The 23,947-nt window shown below is 72.6% G+C and carries 14 protein-coding genes; 10 read left to right on the forward strand and 4 right to left on the reverse strand.

The window, feature by feature from the left end; genetic code table 11:
• Positions 1–169 precede the first annotated feature (169 nt).
• A complete protein-coding gene (locus ACFXKG_RS16765) occupies positions 170–7,597 on the forward strand; it encodes an amino acid adenylation domain-containing protein (RefSeq protein WP_384838667.1) in 7,428 nt (2,475 codons plus the stop codon).
• Between the two features lie 8 nt (positions 7,598–7,605).
• The gene (locus tag ACFXKG_RS16770; RefSeq protein ID WP_384838670.1) at positions 7,606–8,829 is read left to right on the forward strand and encodes an FAD-dependent monooxygenase; all 1,224 of its coding nucleotides are present in this window, start codon (positions 7,606–7,608) and stop codon (positions 8,827–8,829) included.
• Between the two features lie 75 nt (positions 8,830–8,904).
• Here the strand turns inward: ACFXKG_RS16770 and ACFXKG_RS16775 are convergent, their stop codons facing one another.
• The 3 genes from ACFXKG_RS16775 to ACFXKG_RS16785 form a co-directional block, all read right to left on the reverse strand.
• Positions 8,905–10,293: a PLP-dependent aminotransferase family protein gene (locus ACFXKG_RS16775; RefSeq protein ID WP_384838673.1), complete on the reverse strand. Its 1,389-nt coding sequence runs from the start codon at positions 10,291–10,293 to the stop codon at positions 8,905–8,907.
• Between the two features lie 4 nt (positions 10,294–10,297).
• Positions 10,298–11,260: an alpha/beta hydrolase gene (locus ACFXKG_RS16780; protein WP_384838675.1), complete on the reverse strand. Its 963-nt coding sequence runs from the start codon at positions 11,258–11,260 to the stop codon at positions 10,298–10,300.
• 69 nt (positions 11,261–11,329) lie between these two features.
• Positions 11,330–11,977 (reverse strand): TetR/AcrR family transcriptional regulator, encoded by a 648-nt coding sequence (locus ACFXKG_RS16785; RefSeq protein WP_384838678.1) that lies wholly within the window; start codon positions 11,975–11,977, stop codon positions 11,330–11,332.
• A 114-nt stretch (positions 11,978–12,091) separates the two neighbouring features.
• Here ACFXKG_RS16785 and ACFXKG_RS16790 point away from each other — a divergent pair, with 114 nt between their 5' ends.
• Positions 12,092–13,195 carry an alpha-hydroxy acid oxidase gene (locus ACFXKG_RS16790; RefSeq protein WP_384838681.1) on the forward strand — a complete coding sequence of 368 codons (1,104 nt, stop codon included), beginning with the start codon at positions 12,092–12,094 and terminating at the stop codon, positions 13,193–13,195.
• Positions 13,196–13,463: 268 nt separating this feature from the next.
• On the forward strand, positions 13,464–14,876 hold the full coding sequence (locus ACFXKG_RS16795; protein WP_384838684.1) for a class I adenylate-forming enzyme family protein: 1,413 nt from the start codon (positions 13,464–13,466) through the stop codon (positions 14,874–14,876).
• A 53-nt stretch (positions 14,877–14,929) separates the two neighbouring features.
• On the opposite strand, the gene ACFXKG_RS16800 is transcribed toward ACFXKG_RS16795, so the two are convergent.
• The gene (locus ACFXKG_RS16800) at positions 14,930–15,586 is read right to left on the reverse strand and encodes a 4'-phosphopantetheinyl transferase family protein (protein ID WP_384838687.1); all 657 of its coding nucleotides are present in this window, start codon (positions 15,584–15,586) and stop codon (positions 14,930–14,932) included.
• Between the two features lie 17 nt (positions 15,587–15,603).
• Here ACFXKG_RS16800 and ACFXKG_RS16805 point away from each other — a divergent pair, with 17 nt between their 5' ends.
• From ACFXKG_RS16805 to ACFXKG_RS16830, 6 genes are all read left to right on the forward strand, one after another.
• Positions 15,604–15,879 carry a phosphopantetheine-binding protein gene (locus ACFXKG_RS16805; protein ID WP_365816467.1) on the forward strand — a complete coding sequence of 92 codons (276 nt, stop codon included), beginning with the start codon at positions 15,604–15,606 and terminating at the stop codon, positions 15,877–15,879.
• Positions 15,880–16,018: 139 nt separating this feature from the next.
• On the forward strand, positions 16,019–17,689 hold the full coding sequence (locus ACFXKG_RS16810) for a class I adenylate-forming enzyme family protein (RefSeq protein ID WP_384838691.1): 1,671 nt from the start codon (positions 16,019–16,021) through the stop codon (positions 17,687–17,689).
• Positions 17,686–18,957, forward strand: coding sequence for a beta-ketoacyl-[acyl-carrier-protein] synthase family protein (locus ACFXKG_RS16815; RefSeq protein ID WP_384838694.1), 1,272 nt, complete (start codon positions 17,686–17,688; stop codon positions 18,955–18,957). Before ACFXKG_RS16810 ends, ACFXKG_RS16815 begins: the two co-directional genes overlap by 4 nt.
• Positions 18,958–19,019: 62 nt before the next feature.
• Positions 19,020–20,087 carry a 4-hydroxyphenylpyruvate dioxygenase gene (gene hppD, locus ACFXKG_RS16820; protein WP_384838697.1) on the forward strand — a complete coding sequence of 356 codons (1,068 nt, stop codon included), beginning with the start codon at positions 19,020–19,022 and terminating at the stop codon, positions 20,085–20,087.
• A gap of 112 nt (positions 20,088–20,199) precedes the next feature.
• The gene (locus ACFXKG_RS16825; RefSeq protein ID WP_384838700.1) at positions 20,200–21,123 is read left to right on the forward strand and encodes a phytanoyl-CoA dioxygenase family protein; all 924 of its coding nucleotides are present in this window, start codon (positions 20,200–20,202) and stop codon (positions 21,121–21,123) included.
• Positions 21,108–23,939 (forward strand): prephenate dehydrogenase, encoded by a 2,832-nt coding sequence (locus ACFXKG_RS16830; RefSeq protein ID WP_384838703.1) that lies wholly within the window; start codon positions 21,108–21,110, stop codon positions 23,937–23,939. The genes ACFXKG_RS16825 and ACFXKG_RS16830 overlap by 16 nt, the downstream gene beginning before the upstream one ends.
• Positions 23,940–23,947: the final 8 nt, after the last annotated feature.

Genomic DNA, 23,947 nt, shown 5'->3' on the forward strand with positions numbered 1-23,947 from the left:
ATCCGGAGTCCGCCCCCTCGGCCGGACCGCCCACCGGATCGGCCGAGGGGCGCCCCCGGCCCAGGGGCACTCCGGCCTGAAGGCACTCCCGGCCGAGGGGCACTCCCGGCCGTCCCCGCACCGCCCGGCTGTCGGCCGACAGCACCGGCTCGTTGTCCGAGGAGGAGACATGTCCGATCCCCAGCACCTGCCGCTGACCGCCTACCAGCGGGACATCTGGGCCGCGAGCGCCATCGACGAGAGTCATCCGCAGTTCAACTGTGTCGTGCACGAACGCCTCACGGGACGCGTGGACGTTCCCGCCCTGCGGGCCTGCCTGGCCCGGGCGGCGCGGCGCCACGACGCATTGTCGCTCTTCTTCGACGCGCGGGACGAGGTCCCCCACCAGTGGCGGGACCCCGAAGTCGGCTCCGCCCCGGACAACGCCCTCGTCGGCCTCGTCGACCTCGGCGACGAGCCCGACCCGCGCGCCGCATGCGCCGCCTGGGTCGAGCGGTCGCTGGCCCGCCCCTTCCCGCTGCGCCGCGGCCGGATGTTCGAACTCACCCTGCTCCGGGAGGGGCCCGGCGCCGTACACCTGGTCGTCAAAGCCCACCACATCATCACCGACGGCTACGGCATCTTCCTCTTCACCGAGCGGGTCTTCGAGGAGTACGAGCGGGTGAAGGCGGGCGCCGCCCCGCTGGACGGGCCCGTACCCTCGTACGTGGACTTCCTCGCCGAGGAGGCCCGCTACACCGCCTCGCCGGATTTCCGGCGGGACCAGGACTTCCACCGCCGGGCGCACAGCGGTACGGAGCCCGCCCTGTTCACCCGCGCCACCGCGCGGGCCGACCGGCCGACCGGGCGGCACGCGTTCACCGTCGACCGGGCTCTCGTCCGTGGCCTCCGCGAGCAGCAGCGGCTGGTGTTCCCCGTGGTGGCCGCGGCGTTCGCGACGTATCTCGGCCGGATCCACCGCACCCCGGAGGTGGTTCTCGGCATCCCCCTGCTCAACCGCCGCGGCGGCGAGGAGCTGGCGACCGTCGGGCACTTCGCCAACAACCTCCCCCTGCGGGTGCGGACACCCGCCACGGCGACCCCGCGCGAGATCGGCGCGGCCGTCGAGAGCGGCAGCGAGGAACTGCGCGGCCACGAGCGTCTGGCCCTCGGCGACCTGCTCCGGACGCTGCCGCGCGGCAGCGGGGCCGCGCCGCAGCTGTTCGACGTCACGCTGTCGTACCTGCCGATGCCCCCCGGTCACGCCGTCGCCGGTCTCACCCGGGAGACGAAGGGGTCCGCCCCCGCGCACGCGCAGGACGCCCTGGCGGTCCATGTGCTGCACACCCGGGGCACCGACGACGTGCGGATCACCCTCACCTACGGGCGCGACGTCTTCGACGAGGACTTTCCCGTCGAGGCGCTGGCCGGCCATGTGGCCGCCCTGATCCGGGGCGCGGTCGAGGAGCCCGACCGGCCGGTCGGGGAGCTGCCCATGCTGGGGGCGGCCGAGCGCCGGAGCCTGGCGAGCGCCGCGCGCGGTCCCGTGGTGCCGTACGCCGACGGGCGCACCCTGCACGGCCTGTTCGAGGAGCGGGCCGCGCGCGACCCCGGCCGGATCGCGGTGCTGCCCGCAGGCGGGGACAGCGGCGCTCCGCTGACCTTCGGCGCACTCGACGCGGCGGCCGACGAGGTCGCGGGCGCCCTGCGCGCGGCCGGGATCCGCCCCGGCGACCGGGTCGCCGTCCTGCTGGAGCGCGGTCCGCTGATGGTCACGGCCGTGCTGGGCGTGCTCAAGTCCGGCGGCGCCTATGTACCGGTCGATCCCGGCTACCCGGCCGAGCGGATCACGTTCGTCCTGGCGGACAGCGGCGCCAAGGCCGTCCTGGTGGGCCCCGGTCCGGGCGGCGAGGCAGCCGCCGCGGCGGCGGGCGGGGCCGTGGTGCTGCGCGTCGGCGATCTGCCGACCGCCCCGGACGCCCCGCCCGGACCACCGGAAGCCCCGGCCGCACCGCCCGGACCTACCGCCACCTCGCGTGATCTCGCCTATGTCATCTACACCTCGGGCTCCACCGGCCGGCCCAAGGGCGTCATGGTCGAGCACCACTCCGTCGTCAACCGCCTGGCCTGGATGCAGCGCGCCTACCCGATCGGCGCGGACGACGTGATCCTGCAGAAGACCCCGATCTCGTTCGACGTCTCGGTGTGGGAGCTGTTCTGGTGGGCCGTCGAAGGGGCCGCGGTCGCGCTCGCCCCGGCCGGCGCCGAGCGGGACCCGCGGGCGCTGGCGCGCACCATCGCCGAACGGCGGGTGACCGTCACCCACTTCGTGCCGTCGATGTTCGGCCCCTTCCTCGACCTGCTGGAGGAGTCACCGGAGCTGCGCGCGGACGTGCGCTCGCTGCGGTACGTCTTCTGCAGCGGCGAGGCGCTGCCCCCGTCCCGTGTCGACCAGTTCAACCGGATCTTCCACCCGGCGGGCGGCGACGGGCCCGCCCCGAAGCTGGTGAACCTCTACGGGCCGACCGAGGCGACCGTCGACGTCTCCTGCTACGAGTGCCCGGCGGACCCGGCGCTCCCCGTCCGGCGGGTGCCCATCGGCAGGCCGATCGACAACACCGAGCTGTACGTGCTCGGGGAACACCACGACGAGCCGCAGCCGTTCGGGGCGCCCGGCGAGCTGTGCGTCGCGGGGGCCGGTGTCGCCCGCGGCTATCTCGGCCGCCCGGAGCTGACCCGGGAGAAGTTCACCCCGTACCCCTCGGCCCCCGGCGGGCGCGTCTACCGCACGGGGGACCTCGCCCGGGTGCTCGCCGACGGCACCGTCGAGTACCTCGGCAGGATCGACGGGCAGGTGAAGATCCGCGGTAACCGGATCGAGACGGGCGAGGTGGCACACCGTCTGTCGACCGCTCCCGGTGTGCGCGACGCCGTCGTCGTCGACCGCGTGACGCCCGCCCGGGGGACCCATCTCGTCGGCTACTACGTGGCGGACGAGCCGGCCGAGGACGGCGCGCTGCGCGCCCATCTCGCCCGCGCCCTGCCGGAGTTCATGATCCCGGCGTATCTGGTGCGCGTGGACGGCATTCCGCTCTCCCCCAACGGCAAGACCGACCGCCGCGCCCTGCCCGAGCCCGGGAACGCCGGGTCCGGGGAGCGGCCCGCCGCACCGCGCGACGAGACCGAGGCGACGCTCGTCTCCGTATGGTCCGAGGTGCTGGGGCAGGAGAACATCGGCGTCCACGACGACTACTACGCGCTCGGCGGCGACTCCCTCCTCACCATCCGGATCCAGGCGCGGGCCGCCCGGCTCGGTGTCCACTTCGCCCCGAACGACCTCGTCCAGCACCCGACCGTGGCGGCGCTGGCCGCCCGCTGCACCGACGGGCCGCGCGAGCAGTCCCCGGAGCCGGCGCCCTTCGCGCTGGTCCCGGAGGCATCGCGGGACCGGCTGCTCCGGACGGGCGACGTCGAGGACGCTTTCCCGCTGACCCGCCTCCAGTTGGGGCTGATCTATCACAGCGCGGCCGGCGAAGGGTCCGCCGTCTACCACGACGTCTTCCACTACTCCTTCCGGCTGCCCTGGCAGGAGCCGGCCTTCCGGCAGGCGTTCGACCGGCTCGTCGCCCGCCACCCCGCGCTGCGTTCCTCCATCGACCTCGGCGGCCACGGTGAACCGCTCCAGATCGTCCACCGGCGGGTGACGGGCGGACTCTCCGTCGTCGACCAGCGGGGCACCGAGGAGGCGGCGGCCGACGCGGTCCTGAACGAGCACATCGAGCAACGGCGGTACCACCGCTACGACTTCGCGACCGCCCCGCTCTGCCACTTCCGGGTCCATGTCCGCGAGCACACCACGGAGCTGGTGCTCAGCTTCCACCATGTGCTGCTCGACGGCGGCAGTGTGGCGAGCCTGCTGCGGGAACTGCTGGAGGAGTATCTGCACACCCTGGGCGAGGACACGCCGTCGCTCCCGGCCGACCCGCCGCCCTCACCGGTGCACCACGTCCTCGCCGAGCGCGCGGCGCTGGAGTCCGAGGACGACCGGCGGTACTGGAAGGAGCGGCTGGACGGCGCGCGGGGCGTCCACCTCGACGGCTTCCGGCCCGCCGCACCGGTCACCGGGCCGGCCGGCTCCGTCAGCCACCGGGCCACCCTGCCCGCGGGGCTGGAACAGCGGGTCGGTGCCTTCTCCCGCGCGCACGCCGTTCCGGTGAAGTCCGTGCTCTTCGCGGCACACTGCCTGACACTGCGGCTGTTCTCCGGGCAGCACGACCTGACCACGGGGCTGCTCACGCACGGCCGTCCGGAGCGCGCCGACGGGGACCGCACCGCCGGTCTGTTCATCAACACCATCCCGGTCCGGATGGGCAACGCCGCCGGCACCTGGCTCGACACCGTGCGCGAGGCCCACCGGGAGGAGCGGCGCAGCCATCCGCACCGCCGCTACCCGCTCAGCGCCATCCAGGAGGACTCCCCGCACGGGCCGAGCGTGGGAACCGCGTTCAACTACGTCAACTTCCATATCCTCGCGCCGGTCCTCGGCCACCGCGCCGTGGAACTGCGGTCGGTGCGCACCTTCGAGGAGACCAACTTCCAGCTCCTCGTCAACGCCGTCACCGACCCGGGGGACGGCGGTCTCTGGCTGCGCGTCGACGGGGACGGCCGTACCTTCACCGCCGACCAGGCCGAACTGGTCGCCCGCGCCTACACCGCGATCCTCACGCGCGTCCTGGACCACCCGCACGACCCGGCGGACCTCGGCTTCCTCGCCGCCGCGGGCGGTCTGACCACCCCGGGGACTCCGGCCGGCGCGGTGGCGGGGGCGGCTCCGGACGTCGTACGGCTCTTCGCCGCGCAGGCCGCTCGTACCCCGGACTCCGTCGCCGTCGTCCAGGGCCCGCGGCGGTGGACCTACCGGCAGCTCGACCGGGCCGCGGACCGGATCGCCCGGCGGCTGGCCGACGCCGGCGCGGGGGCCGGCACCCGGGTCGGCATCGCCATGGACCGTGCCCCGGAGACGGTGGCGGTGATCCTGGCGGTCGCCAGGGCGGGCGCCGCCTGCGTGCCCCTGGACACCGGCTACCCGGCGGAGCGGATCGCCGCGATGCTGGAGCAGGCGCGGCCGGTGCGGGTCGTCGCGCACCGGGCCCACGCGGACCTGGTCGGTGACCGGTCCGTCCTGCTCCTGGCGGACGATCTCCTGCCGGACGGCGAGCACGGTACGGCCGGAACGGACGGCCGCGCCACCCGTGACGCGACCGGAACGGACCTCCCGGCGCCGGACACCGGAACGGACCTCGCCGCGCCGGCCACCGGGACGGACGGCGACGCCACGCGTGACGCCACCGGTACGGACCTCCCCGGGCCCGACCCCGACAGCGCGGCGTACGTCCTGTTCACCTCCGGCTCCACGGGCCGGCCCAAGGGCGTGGTGATGCCCCACCGCTCCCTCGGCAACCTGGTGGCCTGGCAGAACCGCAGGCCCAGCGGGGCGGCCGGGGGCACCACCGTGGCGTACGCGCCGCTCAGCTTCGACGTCTCGTTCCAGGAGCTCTTCTCCACGCTCTGCTCGGGCGGCACCCTCGTCCTCGTCACCGAGTCCGAACGCCGCGACATGCCCGCGCTGCTGCGCCTCCTCGACCGGCACGGCGTCGAGCGGATCTTCCTGCCCTACGTCGCCCTCCAGCAGTTCGCCGAAGCCGCGTGCGCGCTCGGCCCGGTACCCCGCCGGCTGCGGACAGTGATCTCCTCGGGCGAGCAACTGCGTGTGAGCGACGAGATCCGCCGGCTCTGCGCCCTGCTGCCGGGCGTCGTCCTGGAGAACCAGTACGGCCCGACCGAATCGCATGTCGTCACCAGCTTCACCATGACCGGCGACCCGGCCGCCTTCCCGCCGCTGCCGCCGATCGGCACCCCCGTCGACGGCGCGGAGGTCCAGGTGCTGGACGACCGGATGCGGCCGGTCCCGGTCGGCGTCCGGGGCGAGATCCACCTCGGCGGCGTCTGCCTGGCCGACGGTTACACCGGGGCGCCCGAGCTGACGGCGGAGCGGTTCGTCCCGTATCCGGGGGACGACGGCGGCCGGCGGCTCTACCGGACCGGCGACCTCGGCTACGTCCTGCCGGGCGGCGACCTCGTCTACGCCGGGCGGGCCGACAACCAGGTCAAGATACGCGGCTTCCGTGTCGAGCCCGCCGAGGTGGAGCTCGCCGTCGCCCGGCACGCCGCGTGGGGCTCCGGCGTCCGCGAGGTCGCGGTGGTGGACCGGCGGCGCGGCACGGACGCCTTCCTCGCCGCGTTCCTCGTGGGCGACGAGGACCTGACCGACCTCGGGGAGCTGAAGGACCACCTGCGGGCGGCCCTGCCGGAACACCTGGTCCCCTCCCACTTCCAGTGGCTGGCCCGGATGCCGCTCACCCCCAGCGGCAAGCGGGACGACGCCGCGCTGCGGGCGGCCGAACTGACCGCGGCGGCACCCCGGGCGGGCCGGCCGCCGCGCGACGGGCGCGAGCGGGCCCTCGTGGAGATGTTCGCCGAACTGCTGGACATCCCCGAACCGGGCGTCCACGACAGCCTCTTCGAGCTGGGCGGCACCTCGATCACCGCCATGCGCCTCGTCGTCCTGGTCGAACAGCGCCTCGGTGTCCGGCTGCCGCTGTCCGGCTTCGTCGCGGCCCCCACCGCCGCCGCCATCGCGGAACTCCTGCGCTCCTCGGCGGTGCCCGCCCCCGGGGATGTGCTGGTGCCCTTCCGGCGGGACGGCGAGCGGCCGCCGGTCTTCCTCGTCCACCCGCTGGGCGGCAACGTGCTCTGCTATCTGGCGCTGGCCCGGCACCTCCCCGCCGACCAGCCCTTCTACGGGATCCAGGCGGCCGGCTTCGTACCGGGGACCGCGCCGCACCGCTCGATCCCCGAGATGGCCCGCGCGTATGTCGAGGCCGTCCGGCGGGTGCGTCCCGAGGGGCCCTATGTCATCGGCGGCTGGTCGTTCGGCGGCTTCGTCGCCTTCGAGATGGCGCGGCTGCTGCGGGAGGCGGGCCAGGAGGTGCTGCCCCCGGTCCTCCTCGACACGGTCGCGCTGAGCCCGGACGCCCCCCGGGACGTGAGCGACGCGTCCCTGTTCCACTTCTTCTTCTGGGAGCTGCTCTGGGCGGACAGCGGGAGCGACACCCCCGTCGAGGAGCTGACCCGGGAAGTCGGTTCCGAGGACGAGGTGTTCCGGCGCATCGCCGAGGTCGCCGGGCGGAACGGGATCCTCCCGGCCGGCGACCCGCACGGCGCGGCCCGCCGCCTCTACGCCGTCTTCCAGGCGAACTACCAGGCGCTGATGGACGAGCCGGGCGGGGTCACCGATCTGGACCTGACGCTCCTCCACGCGCGGGGCGCCCTGCCGGACGTCCTCAAGCCCCTGCACGAGGGGGCGGGATCCCTGCACGGCGACCCCACGAACGGCTGGCGGACCAGGACGACCGGACGCATCGAGGTCATCGACGTCCCCGGCGACCATCTGCAGATCGTGGAGGAGCCGTATGTGAAGTACGTGGCGGAGCAGATCACCCAGCTGGTGGCGGCAGCCCTGCCGAACGCCGGAGACGGAATCCGAGGGAAGCGGTGACGAGAGACATGACCAGGAGCAACGGAACGGACGGCAAGCGTCGCGGAACGGCGGTCGTCGTGGGCGCCGGGATCGGTGGCCTCGCGGCCGCCGTCACCCTGCGCCGCGTCGGCTTCGACGTCGAGGTCCACGAGCGGGCGACCGAACTGCGCCCGGCGGGCACCGCGCTGTCCGTCATGAGCAACTCCATGACGGCGCTGGCCTCCCTCGGCATCGATCTGCGGCTGGAGGAGCGCGGCCGGGTCATCGAGACGGCCGAGCTGATGACGAGCACGGGCGGCCGGATCAAGACGATGCCGTACCGGGACCTCGCCGAGAGCCTGGGCGCCCCCAGCGTGTGCATCTCCCGCAGCGAGCTCCAGGCGGCCCTGCTGGAGGCGGCCGGGGACTGCCCGATCCGTCTCGGATCGGCCGCCACGGGCTACGACATCGGACAGGACGGCGTACGGGTCCGCTTCGCCGACGGCGGGGAGACCCGCGCCGACCTGCTGGTGGGCGCCGACGGCATCCACTCCGCCGTCCGCCGGCAGCTCGCGGGACCGGAGCAACTGCGGGAGGCCGGCTACCTCTGCTGGCTCGCCGTCACCCCGTTCGACCACCCCACGCTGACCCCGGGCTTCAACGGCCACTACTGGGGCCGGGGGCAGCGCTTCGGGCTGCACGACATCGGCCACGGGCACGCCTACTGGTGGGGTACGCGGAACATGTCCGCCGAGAGCGCCCGTGACTGGAAGGGCACCACGGAGGACATCGCCCGTACCTTCGGCGGCTGGGCCGATGTGGTCACCGAGGTGATCCGGGCCACGCCCGAGGAGGCGGTCCACGCCGTCCCCGCGCAGGACCGGCCGTTCCTGGAGCGCTGGGGCGAGGGTCCGGTGACCCTGCTGGGGGACGCCGCCCACCCCATGCTGACCGCCCTCGCCCAGGGCGGCAGCACGGCGATCGAGGACGCCGTGGTCCTGGCGCACAGCTGCGCGGCCGCGGCCGACCCGGTGAGCGGGCTGCGGGCCTACGAGGCGGCGCGGCGCGACCGCACCAGGTGGCTGGTCGACAACTCGTACTCCCTCAGCAGGAACGAGCAGGAGGAGCGCCCGCTGGCGATCGCGCTGCGCAACACCCTGATGCGGTACGCGCCGACGCCCCTGCTGATGCGCCCCTTCCGGACGGCGATGACGTACACCTCCCCCGACTTCGGCCGGGGCAGCGCGACACCGTCCCCCGCGGCGCTGTGAACGGGCCCGGACCCGCGTGATCCGGTGGCCGGGGAGCATGTCACCGGTGACACGCTCCCCGGCTGCCCGGCCCTCTCAGCGGGCCGGGCCGCGTCGGCCGATGAAGGCGACGAAGGCGGCCAGTCTGCGCACGCCCTCCTCGATGCCGGCCGGGTCCAGCGCGCTGCACGAGAGCCGGATCTGGCCGGTGCCCCCGCCGTCGAGGTGGAAGTCGCGCATCGGCGTCCACAGGACACCGAAGTCGCGCGCCGACTGCTCCAGGGCGGCGGCGTCGGCGTCGAAGGGCACCCGCACGACGAGGAAGAAGCCGCCGTCCGGCATGTTCCAGCTGATGTCCGCCGCCTCCCGGGCCGCGCTCGGGAAGTGCCGGTCCAGCGCGTCGAGGAGGGTGTCCAGGTTCTTGCGGTAGAAGGCGATCGCCTGCTCGTTGGCCTGGCGGAGCCGGCAGCCGGACTCCACGAGCATCCCGCCGATGACGGCCTGGCTGATGGACGAGGTGTTGACCGTCGTCATGCTCTTGATCTTCGACAGTTCGTCCGCGAGGAGGGTGCGCCGGCCGCCGGGGCCGACGACCTCCTGGTCCGCGACCACGTACCCGACCCGGGCGCCCGGTAGCGCGGTCTTGGCGAAGGAACCCAGGTAGAGCACCCGGCGCTCGCGGTCCATCGACTTCAGGGTGGGCCGCGCGCCGCCGGTGCGCACGAAGAACCCGTACGGGTTGTCCTCCAGGATGAGCAGATCCTCCTGCTCCGCGATCTCCAGCAGCCGGCGGCGCTCGGGCAGGTCCATGCTGGCACCGGACGGGTTGGCGAAGTCCGGTACGACATAGAGGGCGCGCGGCCGTCCGCCCTCGGCCCGGGTCTCCTTGACCGCGGCGAGCACGGCCTCCGGGTCGGGGCCCGCCGCGCCTTCCGGGACGGGCCGCACCCGCAGGTCGAGCAGCCGGGCGGCACCGGTCACCCCGACGTAGCAGGGGGAGCTGACCAGCAGGGTGTCCTCGGGCGCGGCGAACAGGGCGCGCAGCGTGAGCAGCATCGCCTCCTGGCAGCCGGTGGTCAGCACCACGGATTCCGCGGGGACGTGGATGTCCTCGTCGTTGGCCAGGGTCTGTGCGACGAGGTCGTGGATGAGGCCGTTGGTCCTGCCGTACTGGAAGAGCTGGGTGCGGATCCGCTCGGCGCTCAGGCCCCGGTCGCGCTCCAGATACGTGGTGTAGGCGCGCAGATGGCGGACCAGGTCCTCGGGTTCGAACCCGCCCTGGGCGGGCCTGCCGGGGGCGAAGGAGATCGCGTCGGGGAAGCGCGTGACGACCTCGTTGAGGAAGTTCATCGAGTCGAGCAGCGGGTCCCCGAGCGAGCCGTGCAGATCCCCGAGTTCCAGCGCGTGCCCACCGGCGGCAGGGCCGGTGGGGGCCGTGGCACTGAGGGTGGTTCCGGCCTCGGTGGTGCCGGTGGTGTGCGACATCGTGTCAGCCCTTCGTTCCCGCGGGGCCGCCCCCGGCGAAGACCGTACGGAGATGGGCGGCGGCCTGTCCGACCGCCCGGCGGCCCGCGTCGAGCGTTCCGGCCATCGCGAAGAAGCCGTGGATGACCCCCGGGTAGCGGGTCAGTTCCACCGGGACGCCGCTCTCCCGCAGGCGCTCCGCGTACATTTCGCCCTCGTCGCGCAGCGGGTCGTACTCGGCGGTGATGACCAGCGCGGGCGGCAGCCCCTTGTGGCTCTCGGCGCGCAGCGGGGAGGCGAGCGGGTCGCTGCCGTCGGCCTGGTGGGCCAGGTAGTTGTCCCAGTACCACCGCACGGACTTGTCGTTGAAGAGCAGCGGGTCGGTGTGGGTGCGGCGCGACTCGGTGTCGGCGAGATGGTCGGTGTTGGGGTAGACGAGGAGTTGTCCGGCCAGCTCCGGGCCGTTCCGGTCGCGTGCCATCAGGGTGACGGCCGCGGCGAGGTTGCCGCCCGCGCTGTCGCCGCCGACGCAGATGCGGGAGGTGTCGGCGCCGAAGCGCGCGCCGGCCTGCTCGGCCGCCCAGCGCAGGCCCGCGTAGCAGTCCTCGACGGCGGCGGGGAACGGGTTCTCGGGTGCGAGGCGGTAGCCGACGGCGAGGGTGAGGCACCCCGCGGCGTTGGCGAGGCTCCGGCAGATGGCGTCGCAGGTGTCGATGGTGCCCAGCGTCCAGCCGCCGCCGAAGTAGTAGACGAGGACGGGCAGCGGCCCTTCGCCGGCGGGCCGGAAGACCCGGACGGGCAGCGGTCCTTCGGGTCCCGGGAAGGTCGTGTCGGTGACCTCCTCGACGGGTTCCGGTGTGCCCGCTCCGTCGAGGACCGCGGCGAGGTCGGCCTCGCGCGCCTCCTGGAGGGACATGGTGTAGAGCGGACGGCCGCCCTCGGCGGCCTTCCGGTCGTACAGGGCCTGTAATTGCGGGTCGAGTGCCATGCTCTCCCTCTCCGGCCGGTCGGCCCGGCCGGTCGGTGAACCGCGTGGTCCGGTCGGAGACACGCGTGTCTATACGGAGGCGTCCACCAGCTTCGACGGGTCGGTGGCGACGGAGCGGAGCCGCTCGATGATGGCGCGGTCCGCCCTGGTGTAGGAGGCGGGGTCGTCGTGGAGCACCGAGGAGCCGTTGGCCGCTTCCAGGAAGGCGATCAGCTCGAAGGCGAGCTGGGGGACGTCGGTGTCCTCCGTGATCTCCCCGGCCTGGCGCGCCTCCTCGATGGACTGCTCGACGAAGGAGACCCAGTTGGTCTGGGCCTGGGCGACGGTGTCGTGCACCAGTCCGCGGCGGGCGTCGTACTCGGCGGAGACCGAGTAGAAGAAGCATCCGCCGGGGAAGACCCGCTGTTCGGAGTAGGCGAGCCACAGCTCGCACATGTGCCGGACCCGGCCGAGGCCGCTCGGCACCTCGCGCGCGGGCTGCACCACGCGCTCGATGTAGATCTTGACCGCCGCTCTGACGGTGGCGAGCTGGAGCTCCTCCTTGGAGCCGAAGAGAGCGAAGACCCCGCTTTTGCTGAGGCTCAGTTCCTCCGCGAGCCGTCCCAGGGACAGGCCGTCGAGACCTTCGACCGAGGCGATCGCCACGGCATGGCCCAGAATGAGCCGCCGTGTCTGGTTGCCGCGCTCGATGCGTCCGTCCGTCCTGGACACCGCCATGTCGCCACCTTCTCCCGTCGTCGGCCGGTGGTCCGCCGGCCGCTCCCATCATACAAAGTGAACGACCGTCCTATTACTGTACGCCCGTGCGGTTACTTGTGTAGAGTGGCCGCCATGGGTAGGGGGAGTCAACACACACCGCCACAGCTGACGCTGCGCGGGTACGAAGATGAAGCCGAACGCCGATTACCCCGTGAGGTCTGGGACTTCCTGGCCGGCGGAAGCGGCACCGAATCAATGCTGACCAGTGGCCGGACGGCCCTGGACCGGCTGCGGCTGCGGCCGCGCTGCCTGGTGGACGTCTCCGAGCGCGACCCGGGCACCACGCTGCTCGGCGCCCGGCTGGCCGCCCCGCTGGGCATCGCGCCGATGGCCTACCACCGGCTCGCACACCCCGAGGGCGAGGTGGCGACCGCGCGGGCGGCCGGCGAGACCGGCACCCTGCTCACCGTGAGCATGTTCGCGAGCCGGTCGCTGGAGGACATCGCCGACGCGGCGAGCGGGCCGCTCTGGCTCCAGCTGTACTGGCTGAAGCGCTGGGACATCGTCGAGCGGCTGGCCAAGAGGGCCGAGGCCGCCGGATACCGGGCACTGGTCCTGACGGTGGACGCGCCGAGCATCGCGCGCAGGCCCCGGGACGTCCGCAACGGGTTCTCGGTCCCGGACGGCATCCGCGCCGTCAATGTGGACCCGGAGGTCATGGCCGCCTCGCACGGCGGGAACGCCGGCGAATCCGCCGTCGCCCGCCACGCGCGGGAGCAGTTCGACGCGTCGGTCACCTGGGCCGATCTCGGCCGGCTGCGGGAGCTGACCTCGCTCCCGCTGATACTGAAGGGCGTCCTCAGCGCCGAGGACGCGGATCTCGCCGTGCGCCACGGCGTGGACGGAATCATCGTCTCCAACCACGGCGGCCGGCAACTCGATTCCGCCGTGGACGCCGTGGACGTCCTGCCGGACATCGTCGACACCGTCGGCGGGCGATGTCCCGTCGTCCTCGACGGCGCCGTCCGCAGTGGCACCGACATCGTCAAGGCTCTCTGTCTGGGGGCCAGCGCCGTATTCGTCGGCCGGCCCGTCCTGTGGGGGCTGACCCATTCCGGCGAGGACGGCGCCGCCTCGGTGCTGCGCCTGCTGACCGGCGAACTCGACGAGACGATGGCGCTGATGGGGGCTTCCGGAATCCAGGAGCTGAACCGGTCAGGCGTCGTACGGCGATAGGAAAGGTTATTCCCGGAACGGCCTTTCACACCGAAGCGTGCCGTTGATTTTATTCTCACCCGATTATTAGGGGTGAGTTTTTCCGCATGCCCGAATTCATTCCCCGCACGTCAAAATTTGTGACGCCTCCAAATCGACGACACGCCAGACCGAATAGAATTTCTTTACTTGCCTACCCGGCAGTAACGATAGACACTTTGGATTGTCGGCAGGGGAACCGGTAGCGGCGGAGCGATATCGCCGTGGAATTGGAATAGGTGAGATATCCGTGAGGGATACGGAACCGCGCCACCCGGTGTGCGAGGACGGCGCGTGGGTGGACGAGATATTACTCGGCGGTTCGGACGGAGACATCGTGCTCCATCTGGGCGGCCCCGTGAGCCGGGGGCAGTTACGCCGACTGGTGGCCGAACAGCACACGCGGTTCGCCGCCGCGGGGCTGGCCAAGGGCGGGGCGCTGGCACTGCGCCTGCCGCCCTCGCTCGACTGCGTCACCGCGATGCTGGCCGGATGGCGGATCGGGGCCCAGGTCGCCCTGCTCGACTACCGGCTGACAACCCACGAGGTGGGCCGGGCCATCGCGAGACTCGGCCCACAGCTGGTGGTGGAGCCGGTCGGTGACGTCCCGGGCACCCTGCGCGGTTTTTTCGAGATATCCACGCGCGTCACACCGCTGCGCGGCGGCCGGCCGGCCCGCACCCCGCACGCGCTGCTCCAGCTCAGCTCTGGCTCCACCGGCCCCTCCAAGGTGATCGGCCGCACGGTCGGTGACCTGCTGGCGGAGGTGGAGCGGTACAGCCGGCTCGACGGTTTCCCCCGCCGGGGCGAGCGGATCGTCCTGCTGGCCTCGATCGTGCATGTGCTCGGGCTGGTGGGCGGCCTCCTCTACGGCCTCGCCGCCGGCGTCCGGATCGTCCTGCCGACCCGGCACACCGCCGACTCCATCTTCCGGGCCGTCGCGCTCGATCCCGAGCCGACCACCCTGCTGGGTGTGCCCTCCCAGGCGTCCGTACTGGCCGCCGTGCAGTCGCCGCCCCAACTACCCCAGCTGGTACGGATGGTGACCGGTGGGGAGATCCTCAAGGAGACGGTCAGGGAGCGGTTCACCACGGGGTACGGCGCCGGACTCGGGGCGATGTACGGCATGACCGAGGCCGGAGTGATCGCCACCGACATCACCGGCGGCACCCTGCCCGGCCTCACCCCGGTCCCGGGGCTCCCCGTGCGCGTCCAGGACAACCAGATCCTGCTCGGCCTCGCGGCCTCCCCGTACGTGGGAGAGGTCGACCCGACCCGCTACGTGGACGGCTGGCTGCGCACCAACGACGCGGGGCATCTCGACCCGGACACGGGCCTGTTGACCGTGAACGGCCGGCTGGACTCGCAGATCTCCATCGGTGGGCTCAAGGTCGATCTCACCGAGGTCGAGGCCGCCCTCTGCGCGTTGCCCGACGTGGCCGACGCCGTCGTCGTCCACGAGGCGGGCATCGAGGCCTTCGTCATCGTGCGGAGTTCCGTCTCGGCCGGCAGCCTCTCCCAGGCCCTCGCGGCGCGGCTCGCCCCGTACAAGCGGCCGCGTACCCTGCACGTCCTGTCCGAACTCCCCAGGACCGCCACCGGAAAGCCGCTGCGCCACGTGGCGGCCCTGCGCGCGGCGGCCAGAGCGGGAGCCGAGGTATGAGCGCCCGGGCGGACGGCGGGAACCGGCTCAGGAAGACCCCGCCCGGCTACGGATCAACCCGATGTACGGGACGTCGTCACCCGGCGGACCTCGACGCGCGGCGCGGGCCCGCCCGCGCCGCGGACGGCCACGCCGACGACATGACTCCCACCGACGACCAGCGCCGCGTCCGCGGCTGTCCCCGGATCGTCCGGTAGCTCCAGCGGTACGGGCGAGGCCCCCGCGATCAGCGGCCATCGGCCCGGCGAAGGCATCCGGCGGCTCATCCCGCCGGCCCTGAGCCCCAGCCCCAGCGCCTTGCCGACCGCTTCCTTCTGGGTCCACAACCACAGGAAACCCACGGACCGTTCGCTCTCCGGCAGCGCGGCCACCCACGCGGCCTCGGCCTTGTCGAGCCACCGCCGGGCCAGCGCCTGACCGGGCAGCACCCGCAGCGCCTCCACATCCACGCCCACATGACCGCCGGCGGAGAACGCCACCGCCAGCGCGCCCCGGGTGTGACTCATGCTCACCCGCACGCCCTCGGCCGCCCCGGCCATGACCGGCCGGCCGCCGGGTTCGTGCTCCATCCAGATCGCGGACGGATCCACTTCGAGCACCGCGGCAACCTGCCGCACCAGCAGGGCGCGTGCCCTGCCGCGCTCGTCGCCGTCCGTCGTGCACCACAGCACCGTCACCGTGTCCGGGGCCGGCCCCGGGCGTCCATCCATGAAGGGAAGTCAATCAAATGACCGCAGAGGTCCACCAGTTCATCGTCACCGCCCTCGAAAACATGAACTACGACGTCACGGACGTGACCGGCGACACCCCGCTGGGCCCGGCCGGACTGGATCTGGAGTCGCTGTCCGTGGCCGAGATCGCGATCCAGGTGGAGGACGCCTACGGCGTCAAGTTCGACGAGGACGAGATGGAGACCGTGGCGCTGCTCACCGTCGCCGGCCTGGTCAAGGAGATCGTGGACCGGGTGGCCGCCGCCAGGACCGTCTCCGCCGCCGCCGAGTGAACACCGGGCCGCGCCCGGCCGGTGCCCCGTGTGCTGTGCGGCACCGGGACACCGGCCGGGGGCCGCGGTCCGGCACCACGGGTCGACCGAGAAAGTCCCCAGCCGCTGGGGAGCAGGAAACGCAGAGGGGAGACACGGCATGAATGCCAAGAACGACCGCGCGGAACTCGCGGCCGACCCGGCGCTCGGGGTCGGCAACGCGCTGACCACACTCGTCGCCAAGGGCATCGGCCTGGACGCGCCGGCACTGACCTTCGACACCGAGGTGGACGGGCACCCCGCCTGGGAAGCCTTCACCCTGGCCGAGCTGGGGGAACGGGTGGCGGCACGGGCGGCCACCCTGCACGCCTGGGGCATCAGGCCCCGTGACCCGGTCGCGGTCTATGTCTCCGCCGCCGCCGACCAGGTGCTCAGCTATCTGGCGCTCGCCCACATCGGCGCCATCCCCGCCCTGGTCAACGGGCGGGTCCCCGGGGTGACCGCCGCCAAGTACATCCAGCGGCTCCGCGCCGTGGGCGTACTCACCGACGCGGCCCACGCCGCCGAGCTGGCGGGGCACGAGACGGACACACCGCTGCTGGGCGACGTGTCCGGACTGGGCGCGGGGAAGCCGGCCGACGCGCCGGCCCCGTACCGCCACCACGGCACGGAACCGGTCGTCATCACCCACTCGTCCGGGACCACCGGGCTGCCCAAGGCGGTCGCCCACTCCCACCACAGCCTCTTCGCCTCCGTCCGCCACCGGCTCTCGCTGCCCAAGGGGCAGGGCCTGAACCGGATGCTCGGCGCGCTGCCGGCCGCCCACGCCGCGACGGTCATCGCCGTCAACCTGGCGCTGTGCAACCGCGTCCAGCTGGCGCTGGTGTCCCGGCAGGACGGCACGGTCGTCCTCGACGCCATCGAGAGCTGGCGGCCCGAGGCCGTGCTCGGCTTCGCCGCGACCTGGTCGGAGCTGGCCGGCGAGGACCTGGCGGCGCGCGACCTCGACTCCGTGCGCGCCTGGTGGAACACCGGGGACTGCGCGCACGAGGCGCACGTACGGCGGCTGGTCGCGGTGGGCAACCGGAGCACCGCCACCGCGCAGGGCATCGTGCGGCGGCCGGGCTCGTTCTTCATCGACGGCCTCGGCTCCACCGAGATGGGCCACTCGCAGTTCTTCATCACCCACACCCCGGAGACCAACCGGTACGGCCGCTGCATCGGCAAGCCGCACGCCTTCTCGGACGTGACGGTCATCAGCGACGAGGGAGAGCACCTCGGCCCGGGACAGGTCGGTCAGCTCGGGGTCAACGCGCCGACGCTCGCGCTGGGTTACTGGAACGACTCGGTGACCACCTACCGGACCCGCAGGGACGGATACTTCCTCACCGGCGACCTGGTGTACCGCGACGAGGCGGGCTACTACTTCCATGTGGACCGCGCGGTGGACGCGGTCGAACTCCCCGGCGGCGAGAAGCTGTTCACCGCCGCGTCGGAGGAGCGGATCCTCGCGCGCTGTCCCGGGGTCCTCGAATGCACCGTCGTCGCGGTCCGCGACGGCGACGAGGTCACCACCTCGGTCCTGCTGGTCCCCGCGGCCGGCGAGGCCAGGAAGGTTCCCGAGGAGGACCGGGCCAAGGAGGTGCTGGCGGCGCTGGAGGAGCATGTCGCGCGGACCGTCGCGCGGGTCGTGGTGGTCGATCCCGACCTCATCCCGCTCGGCCCCACCGGCAAGGTCCGCAAGGTGCTGCTGCGGGAGCGCTACCTCAAGGGCGAACTGCCCGTCGGGTCCGGCACGGACCTGCGCGCGGAGGCGGTGAGCGCGGCATGAGCACATCCGTCGCCCCGGGCGCCGGCGCCGTCATCACCGGTCTCGGTACGTTCACCTCGCTCGGCCGGGGCGCGTCCGACACCTTCGACGCGCTCTGCCACACCAAGTCGGGGCTGCGCCGTCCGCCCGCCGGCCACCTGCTGGACGGGACCGTCGACGTGGCGGGGCTCGCCCCCGACATCACCGCCGCCGAGGTACTGCCGCCCAGCGAGGGGCGGCTGGTGGACCGTTACGTCCTGATGGCGCTGGCCGCCGCCGACGACGCGCTCGCCGACTCGGGCATCGTCGTGGGCCGGGACGTGGACCCGCACCGGGTCGCGGTCGTGGTCTCCAGCGGGGCCGGCGGACTGACCACGTACGAGGCGCAGACCGCGGCGCGCGCCGAGCGGGGCGCGACCGCGATCAGCCCCTATCTGCTGCCCGGGATGCTGCCGAACATGGCGGCGGCCCGGATCGCCATCAAGTACGGGATCAGGGGCTGGAGCGCGGCCATCGCCACGGCCTGCTCCGCCGGTGCCCACGCGGTGGTGGAGGCGGCCCGGCTGATCCGGTACGGCGAGGCCGACGTCGTGGTCTGCGGTGGCGCCGAGGCGCCGCTCAACCCGACGTCCGCGCTGGCCTTCGCGCACGCCAAGGCGCTGGCGCGCGGCTGGGAGGACCCCGAGCGCGCCAGTCGGCCCTTCGACCGGGCCCGCAACGGATTCGTCCTCTCGGAGGGCGCCGGTGTCCTGGTGGTGGAGCGGGCCGCGCACGCGGACGGACGCGGCGCGGCCGGATACGCCGATCTGCTCGGGTGGGGGGTCACGACGGACGCCCACCGGCCCACCACGCCGCGGCCCGACGGGGAGGGCGCGGCGGGCAGCATGCGGAACGCGCTGGCCTCCGGCGGGCTCGTGCCGGACGACGTCGGCTATGTCAACGCGCACGGGACGGCGACCAAGCTGGGCGACATCGCGGAGGCCAGGGCCATCAGGTCCGTCTTCGGCGGACGGTCGCCCGCGGTCAGCGGCACCAAGTCCATGACCGGGCATCTGCTCGGCGGTTCGGGCGCGGTGGAGGCGGCCGTGTCCGCGCTGGCCATCGCCCGGGGCACCCTGCCGCCCACGCACAACCTGGACGAGGTGGACCCCCAGTGCGAGCTGGACCACGTACGGGGCGGTGCCAGGAAGCAGCGGGTCGAAGCCGCGCTGAGCAATTCCTTCGCTTTCGGCGGTCACAACGTCAGCGTGCTGCTCGGCACCGCCTCCACCCGGAAAAAGCGGACCTGACCGAAGTGAACAGAACGAGAGTCCGAGAGAAACCAAAAGAAAAGAAAAGGTGAGGAACGTCCGTGGACATTGACGGAATTGACCACGTCGAATTCTTTGTGGGCGACGCCCAGCAATGGGCACACTTTCTCTGCTTCGCCTTCGGATTCCGCGTCCAGGGCCAGGCGGGTCCCGAAACAGGACTGCCGGGGCGGCGTTCGCTGCTGCTCGTGCAGGGGGACGTACGGGTCCTGCTGACCTCCGCGCTCGACCCCGAGGACCCGGCGGCCGTATACACCGCGCGGCACGGCGACGGCGTGGCGACGATCGCCTTCTCGGTGGCGGACACCAGGGGCGCGTTCGAGACCGCCGTCGCCCAGGGCGCGGCCGTGGCCGAGGAGCCGAGGGTGCTGGAGCGGTGCGGGACCCGTGTGGTCACCGCGAGCGTGGCGGGTTTCGGGGATGTGACACACCGTTTCGTCGAGCGGACCGGTGACCCCGAGGAGTTCCTGCCGGGTCTGATGGAGATGGTGCCGTCCGGCCCCGCCGCGCAGGAGCCGCCGCTGCTGGCGGTGCTCGACCACGCCGCGATCTGTCTGCCCGCCGGGGAACTGGCGCCGACGGTGGAGTACTACCAGAAGGTCTTCGGTTTCTCGCAGATCTTCGAGGAGTTCATCGAGGTCGGCGAGCAGGCGATGGACTCCAAGGTGGTGCAGAGCCCCAGCGGGAAGATCACCTTCACGCTGATCGAGCCGGTCGTCGGCCGCAAGCCCGGCCAGATCGACGAATTCCTGGCCCGGCACGGCGGTGCCGGTGTGCAGCATCTCGCGCTGCTCACCGATGACATCGTCGGCACCGTCAAGACACTGGAGCAGCGCGGGGTGGCGTTCCTGCAGACCCCCGACACCTACTACACCGAGCTGGAGGGGCGCCTCGGCCGCCCGGAGCTCGACCTGGGTGCGCTCCGCGAGACGAACGTGCTGGTGGACCGGGACCACTGGGGCGAGGTCTTCCAGATCTTCACCCAGTCCATGCACATCCGCCGGACCTTCTTCTGGGAGGTCATCGACCGGCACGGCGCCCGCACCTTCGGCAGCGGCAACATCAAGGCCCTCTACGAGGCCAAGGCCCGCGAGCGCGTCACCGCGTGAGCGGATGCGCGGGGCCGGCCGCGCGGGCGGCCCGGCACCCGTTCCGACACCCGTGCCGGCGCGCGGCGCCCGGCCCCGGACGAACGACGGCACCACGACGAACGAGCAAAGGATGACAGTGTCTTCCGAGGATTCCCCGCTGTTCACACTGACCGACGCGGAGCGTGAGCTGCTCCCCACCGACGACGACATCATCGCGTACCAGGAACACGGCTGGTACCTGTCGAAGAAGATCTTCACCGACGAGGAGATCGACACCCTGGAGGCGGCCAGCGAGCGCTACTACGCCGGCCACCGCGACCGCACGCTGCCGGTGAGCCCGCCCAAGCTCGCCTCCTGGAAGCCCGAGGACGGCCCCGTACAGCGGCACAACGACTACATCCATTACGAGGACGACACCATCGGCCGGATCCTCGGCAAGCCGCTGCTGGGCGCCACGGCCGCGCTGCTGGCGGGCGCCCGGGAGATCCGGGTCTTCCAGTCCACACTGATCTTCAAGCCGCCGCGGCCGGAAGAGACGTCGAACATCGTGCCCTGGCACTTCGACCGGCACTACTGGGCCAACTCCACCTCGGAGCGGATGCTGACCGCGTTCATCCCCTTCCACGACTGCGGTGAGGAGATGGGCACCATCACCATGGTGGACGGCAGTCACCGCTGGAAGGAGACCTCCGCCAACGACCAGACCTCGCTGCACTTCGCCGAGCGGGACCGCGATCAGCTGGACGACATGCTCACGGAGAACGCCGCCTTCAACGGTGTCGAGGTGCGCAAGGTGGCGATGGACATACCCAAGGGCCATGTCAGCTTCCACCACTGCCTGACCTACCACGGCAGTGGTGCCAACCGCAGTGACAGGCCGCGCCGCGCGATCTCCTTCCACCTCCAGGACGGCGAGAACCGCTACCGCCCCTTCACCCGGTCCGACGGCAGCGAGGTCCACTACAACCACGACGTGCTGGTGCGCCGGGACGCGCAGGGCCGGCCCGACTACGCCGACCCGCGGTACTGCCCCGTGCTGTGGCGCAGCAGCTGATGCGTACGGTCGCGGTGGTCGGCACCGGCCTGATCGGGACCTCCGTCGCCCTGGCCCTGCGGGGCCAGGGCGTGACCACCTATCTGCTGGACCGGGATCCGGAGGCCGCACGGGCCGCGGAGTCGCTGGGCGCGGGCATCGCCGGCGCTCCGCGCACCCCCGTGGACCTGGCGGTGATCGCGGTACCGCCCCTGAGCACGGCCGCTGTGCTCAGGGAGCAGCAACAGGGTCAGCTTGCCACCTACTTCACCGATGTGGCCAGTGTGAAGTCGATTCCCCAGCAGGCCGCGACCGAACTCCGATGTGATCTCACCCGTTATGTGGGCGGGCATCCGATGGCGGGCCGGGAGCAGTCGGGACCGCACGCCGCGCGCGCGGATCTCTTCCACAACCGCCCCTGGGTGCTGGCCCCCTCACGCCATTCACGTCCCGAGGCTCTGGAACACGCCACCCGGCTGGCCGAGTTGTGCGGGGCCAGTCCGCTCACGATGGCACACGCCGACCACGACCGGGCCGTCGCGCTGACTTCGCACACCCCCCATCTGGTGTCGAGTCTGCTCGCGGCCCGGCTGGTGGAGGGTGACGAGTCGCAGCTGCGGCTGGCGGGCCAGGGAGTACGCGACATGACCCGGATCGCCGCCGGTGACGTGGCGTTGTGGTCGGAGATCCTCGCCTCCAACGCCCCCGCGGTCGAGGAGGTGCTGGAGGAGGTGGCCCGGGATCTCGACGCGGTCCGGGACGCCCTGCGCGATGTCAGCGGTCAGGACGCGGAGCGCCGGCGCTCGGGCTCCGCGCGCCTGACCGCGGCGCTCGTGCGAGGAGTGCGGGGACACGCCCGGATACCTGAGAGGAGAGCGACCATGGACGCGGATCGGCTCGACGTCTGTCTCGTCGGCATGGGGCCACGGGGCCTCTCGGTCCTCGAACGGCTCTGTGCCAACACCGAGGGACACCGCGGTTCCGTCACCGTGCATGTGGTCGATCCGTACCCACCGGGCGCCGGCCGCGTCTGGCGGACCGGTCAGTCACCGCATCTGCTGATGAACACCGTTGCCTCCCAGGTCACGATGTTCACCGACGAGAGCGTACGGATGCGGGGCCCGCTGGCCCCGGGTCCCAGCCTGTACGAGTGGGCGCGCGCCCTCACCGGGCAGGGGCCGTACGACCTCGGCGAGGCCGGTCCGTACGACGAGGCGGTGCTGGCCGAGGCGGGTTCGCTCGGACCCGACTCGTATCCGTCCCGCTCCCTCAACGGCCACTATCTGGAGTGGGTCTTCCGGCGGGTGCTCACGTCGGCGCGTGGCCGGGTCAGCACCGTGGTGCACAAGTCCCGCGCGGTCGCGCTGCGCGACGAGGTGCCGGGCGGCACCCAGAGCGTACGGCTGGAGAACGGCACGGTCCTCGGCGGGCTGCACGCGGTGGTGCTGGCCCAGGGGCATGTGCCGGTACGGGGTTCGGCCGAGCAGTTCGCCCGGGGGGACTTCGCCAAGCGGAACGAGTTACGTTACGTGGCTCCCGCGAACCCGGCGGACGTGGACCTGTCCGAGGTGCGTCCCGGGGAGACGGTGGCGCTGCTCGGTCTCGGTCTCAACTTCTTCGACTACATGGCCCTGTTCACCCTGGGCCGGGGCGGGGAGTTCGTCCGGGGGCCCGGCGGGCTCGCCTACCGGCCGTCGGGGCGCGAGCCGGTGATGGTCGCCTGTTCCCGCCGCGGTCTGCCCTTCCACTCGCGCGGCGAGAACCAGAAGGGGGCGCACGGCCGCCATACGCCGGCGGTGCTGACCCCGGAGGTGGTGGAGGAACTGCGGCAGCGGGCCCGGAGCGGCGGGCTCGATTTCCGGGCCGATCTGTGGCCGCTGATCGCGAAGGAGGTCGAGACGGTCTACTACACCACCCTGCTGGCCTCGACCGGTGACACCACCGGGGCGCGGGCGCTGCGGGACGTGTATCTCGGCGCCCGGGACCGGGCCGAGGAGGGCCGCGTCCTCGACCTGGCCGGGGTGGCGCCGCGGGACCGCTGGGACTGGGAGCGCGTCGCCCGGCCGTACCTGGGACGGAGTTTCGCCTCGCCGGAGGAGTTCACGTCCTGGCTGCTGGGTCATCTGCGGGAGGACCTGGCGGCGGCCAGGGCCGGCAATGTGGACGGGCCGCTGAAGGCCGCGCTCGATGTGCTGCGCGATCTGCGCAACGAGATACGGCTGGTGATCGACCACGGCGGGCTGACCGGCCGGTCCCGCAGGGACGATCTCGACGGCTGGTACACCCCGCTCAACGCGTTCCTGTCGATCGGTCCGCCGGCCCGGCGGATCGAGGAGGCGGTGGCCCTGATCGAGGCGGGGGTGCTCCGGGTGCTCGGCCCGGAGGTCGAGGTGGCCACCGACGAGAACGCCCAGGTGTTCACCGTACGGTCCCCCGCCGTGCCGGGGTCCCGGCTGAGTGCCACGACCCTGATCGAGGCACGGCTGCCCGAGGTCGACGTGTCGGCGACGGCGGATCCGCTGCTGCTCCAGCTGCTCGCCGACGGGCAGTGCCGCACGTACGACATCACCGACCCGGACGGCTACGCGTACCGGACCGGCGGGATGGCCGTCTCCGCGTCGCCGTTCCACCTCCTGGACGCGTCGGGGACGCCGCATCCGCGCCGCTTCGTCTTCGGTGTGCCGACCGAGTCGGTGCACTGGGCGACCGCCGCGGGGATCCGGCCCGGGGTCGACTCCGTGACGCTGCAGGACTCCGACGCGCTCGCGCGGGCGGTGCTGGCCCTCGCGGAGAGTCCGGCCGTGGGTGCCACGACGGTGAAGGCGGCCCTGAGATGAGGAGTTCA

It is taken from the genome of Streptomyces sp. NPDC059255 (assembly GCF_042752355.1).
Classification (GTDB): Bacteria; Actinomycetota; Actinomycetes; order Streptomycetales; family Streptomycetaceae; genus Streptomyces.

Excerpts from the sequence above, each read along its gene's own strand:
- ACFXKG_RS16770 (WP_384838670.1), top strand. The coding sequence starts at position 7,606 with ATGACCAGGAGCAACGGAACGGACGGCAAGCGTCGCGGAACGGCGGTC.
- ACFXKG_RS16765 (WP_384838667.1), top strand. The coding sequence starts at position 170 with ATGTCCGATCCCCAGCACCTGCCGCTGACCGCCTACCAGCGGGACATC.
- ACFXKG_RS16800 (WP_384838687.1), bottom strand. The coding sequence starts at position 15,586 with ATGGATGGACGCCCGGGGCCGGCCCCGGACACGGTGACGGTGCTGTGG.
- ACFXKG_RS16785 (WP_384838678.1), bottom strand. The coding sequence starts at position 11,977 with ATGGCGGTGTCCAGGACGGACGGACGCATCGAGCGCGGCAACCAGACA.
- ACFXKG_RS16790 (WP_384838681.1), top strand. The coding sequence starts at position 12,092 with ATGGGTAGGGGGAGTCAACACACACCGCCACAGCTGACGCTGCGCGGG.
- ACFXKG_RS16810 (WP_384838691.1), top strand. The coding sequence starts at position 16,019 with ATGAATGCCAAGAACGACCGCGCGGAACTCGCGGCCGACCCGGCGCTC.
- ACFXKG_RS16815 (WP_384838694.1), top strand. The coding sequence starts at position 17,686 with ATGAGCACATCCGTCGCCCCGGGCGCCGGCGCCGTCATCACCGGTCTC.
- ACFXKG_RS16805 (WP_365816467.1), top strand. The coding sequence starts at position 15,604 with ATGACCGCAGAGGTCCACCAGTTCATCGTCACCGCCCTCGAAAACATG.
- ACFXKG_RS16825 (WP_384838700.1), top strand. The coding sequence starts at position 20,200 with ATGACAGTGTCTTCCGAGGATTCCCCGCTGTTCACACTGACCGACGCG.
- ACFXKG_RS16780 (WP_384838675.1), bottom strand. The coding sequence starts at position 11,260 with ATGGCACTCGACCCGCAATTACAGGCCCTGTACGACCGGAAGGCCGCC.
- ACFXKG_RS16775 (WP_384838673.1), bottom strand. The coding sequence starts at position 10,293 with ATGTCGCACACCACCGGCACCACCGAGGCCGGAACCACCCTCAGTGCC.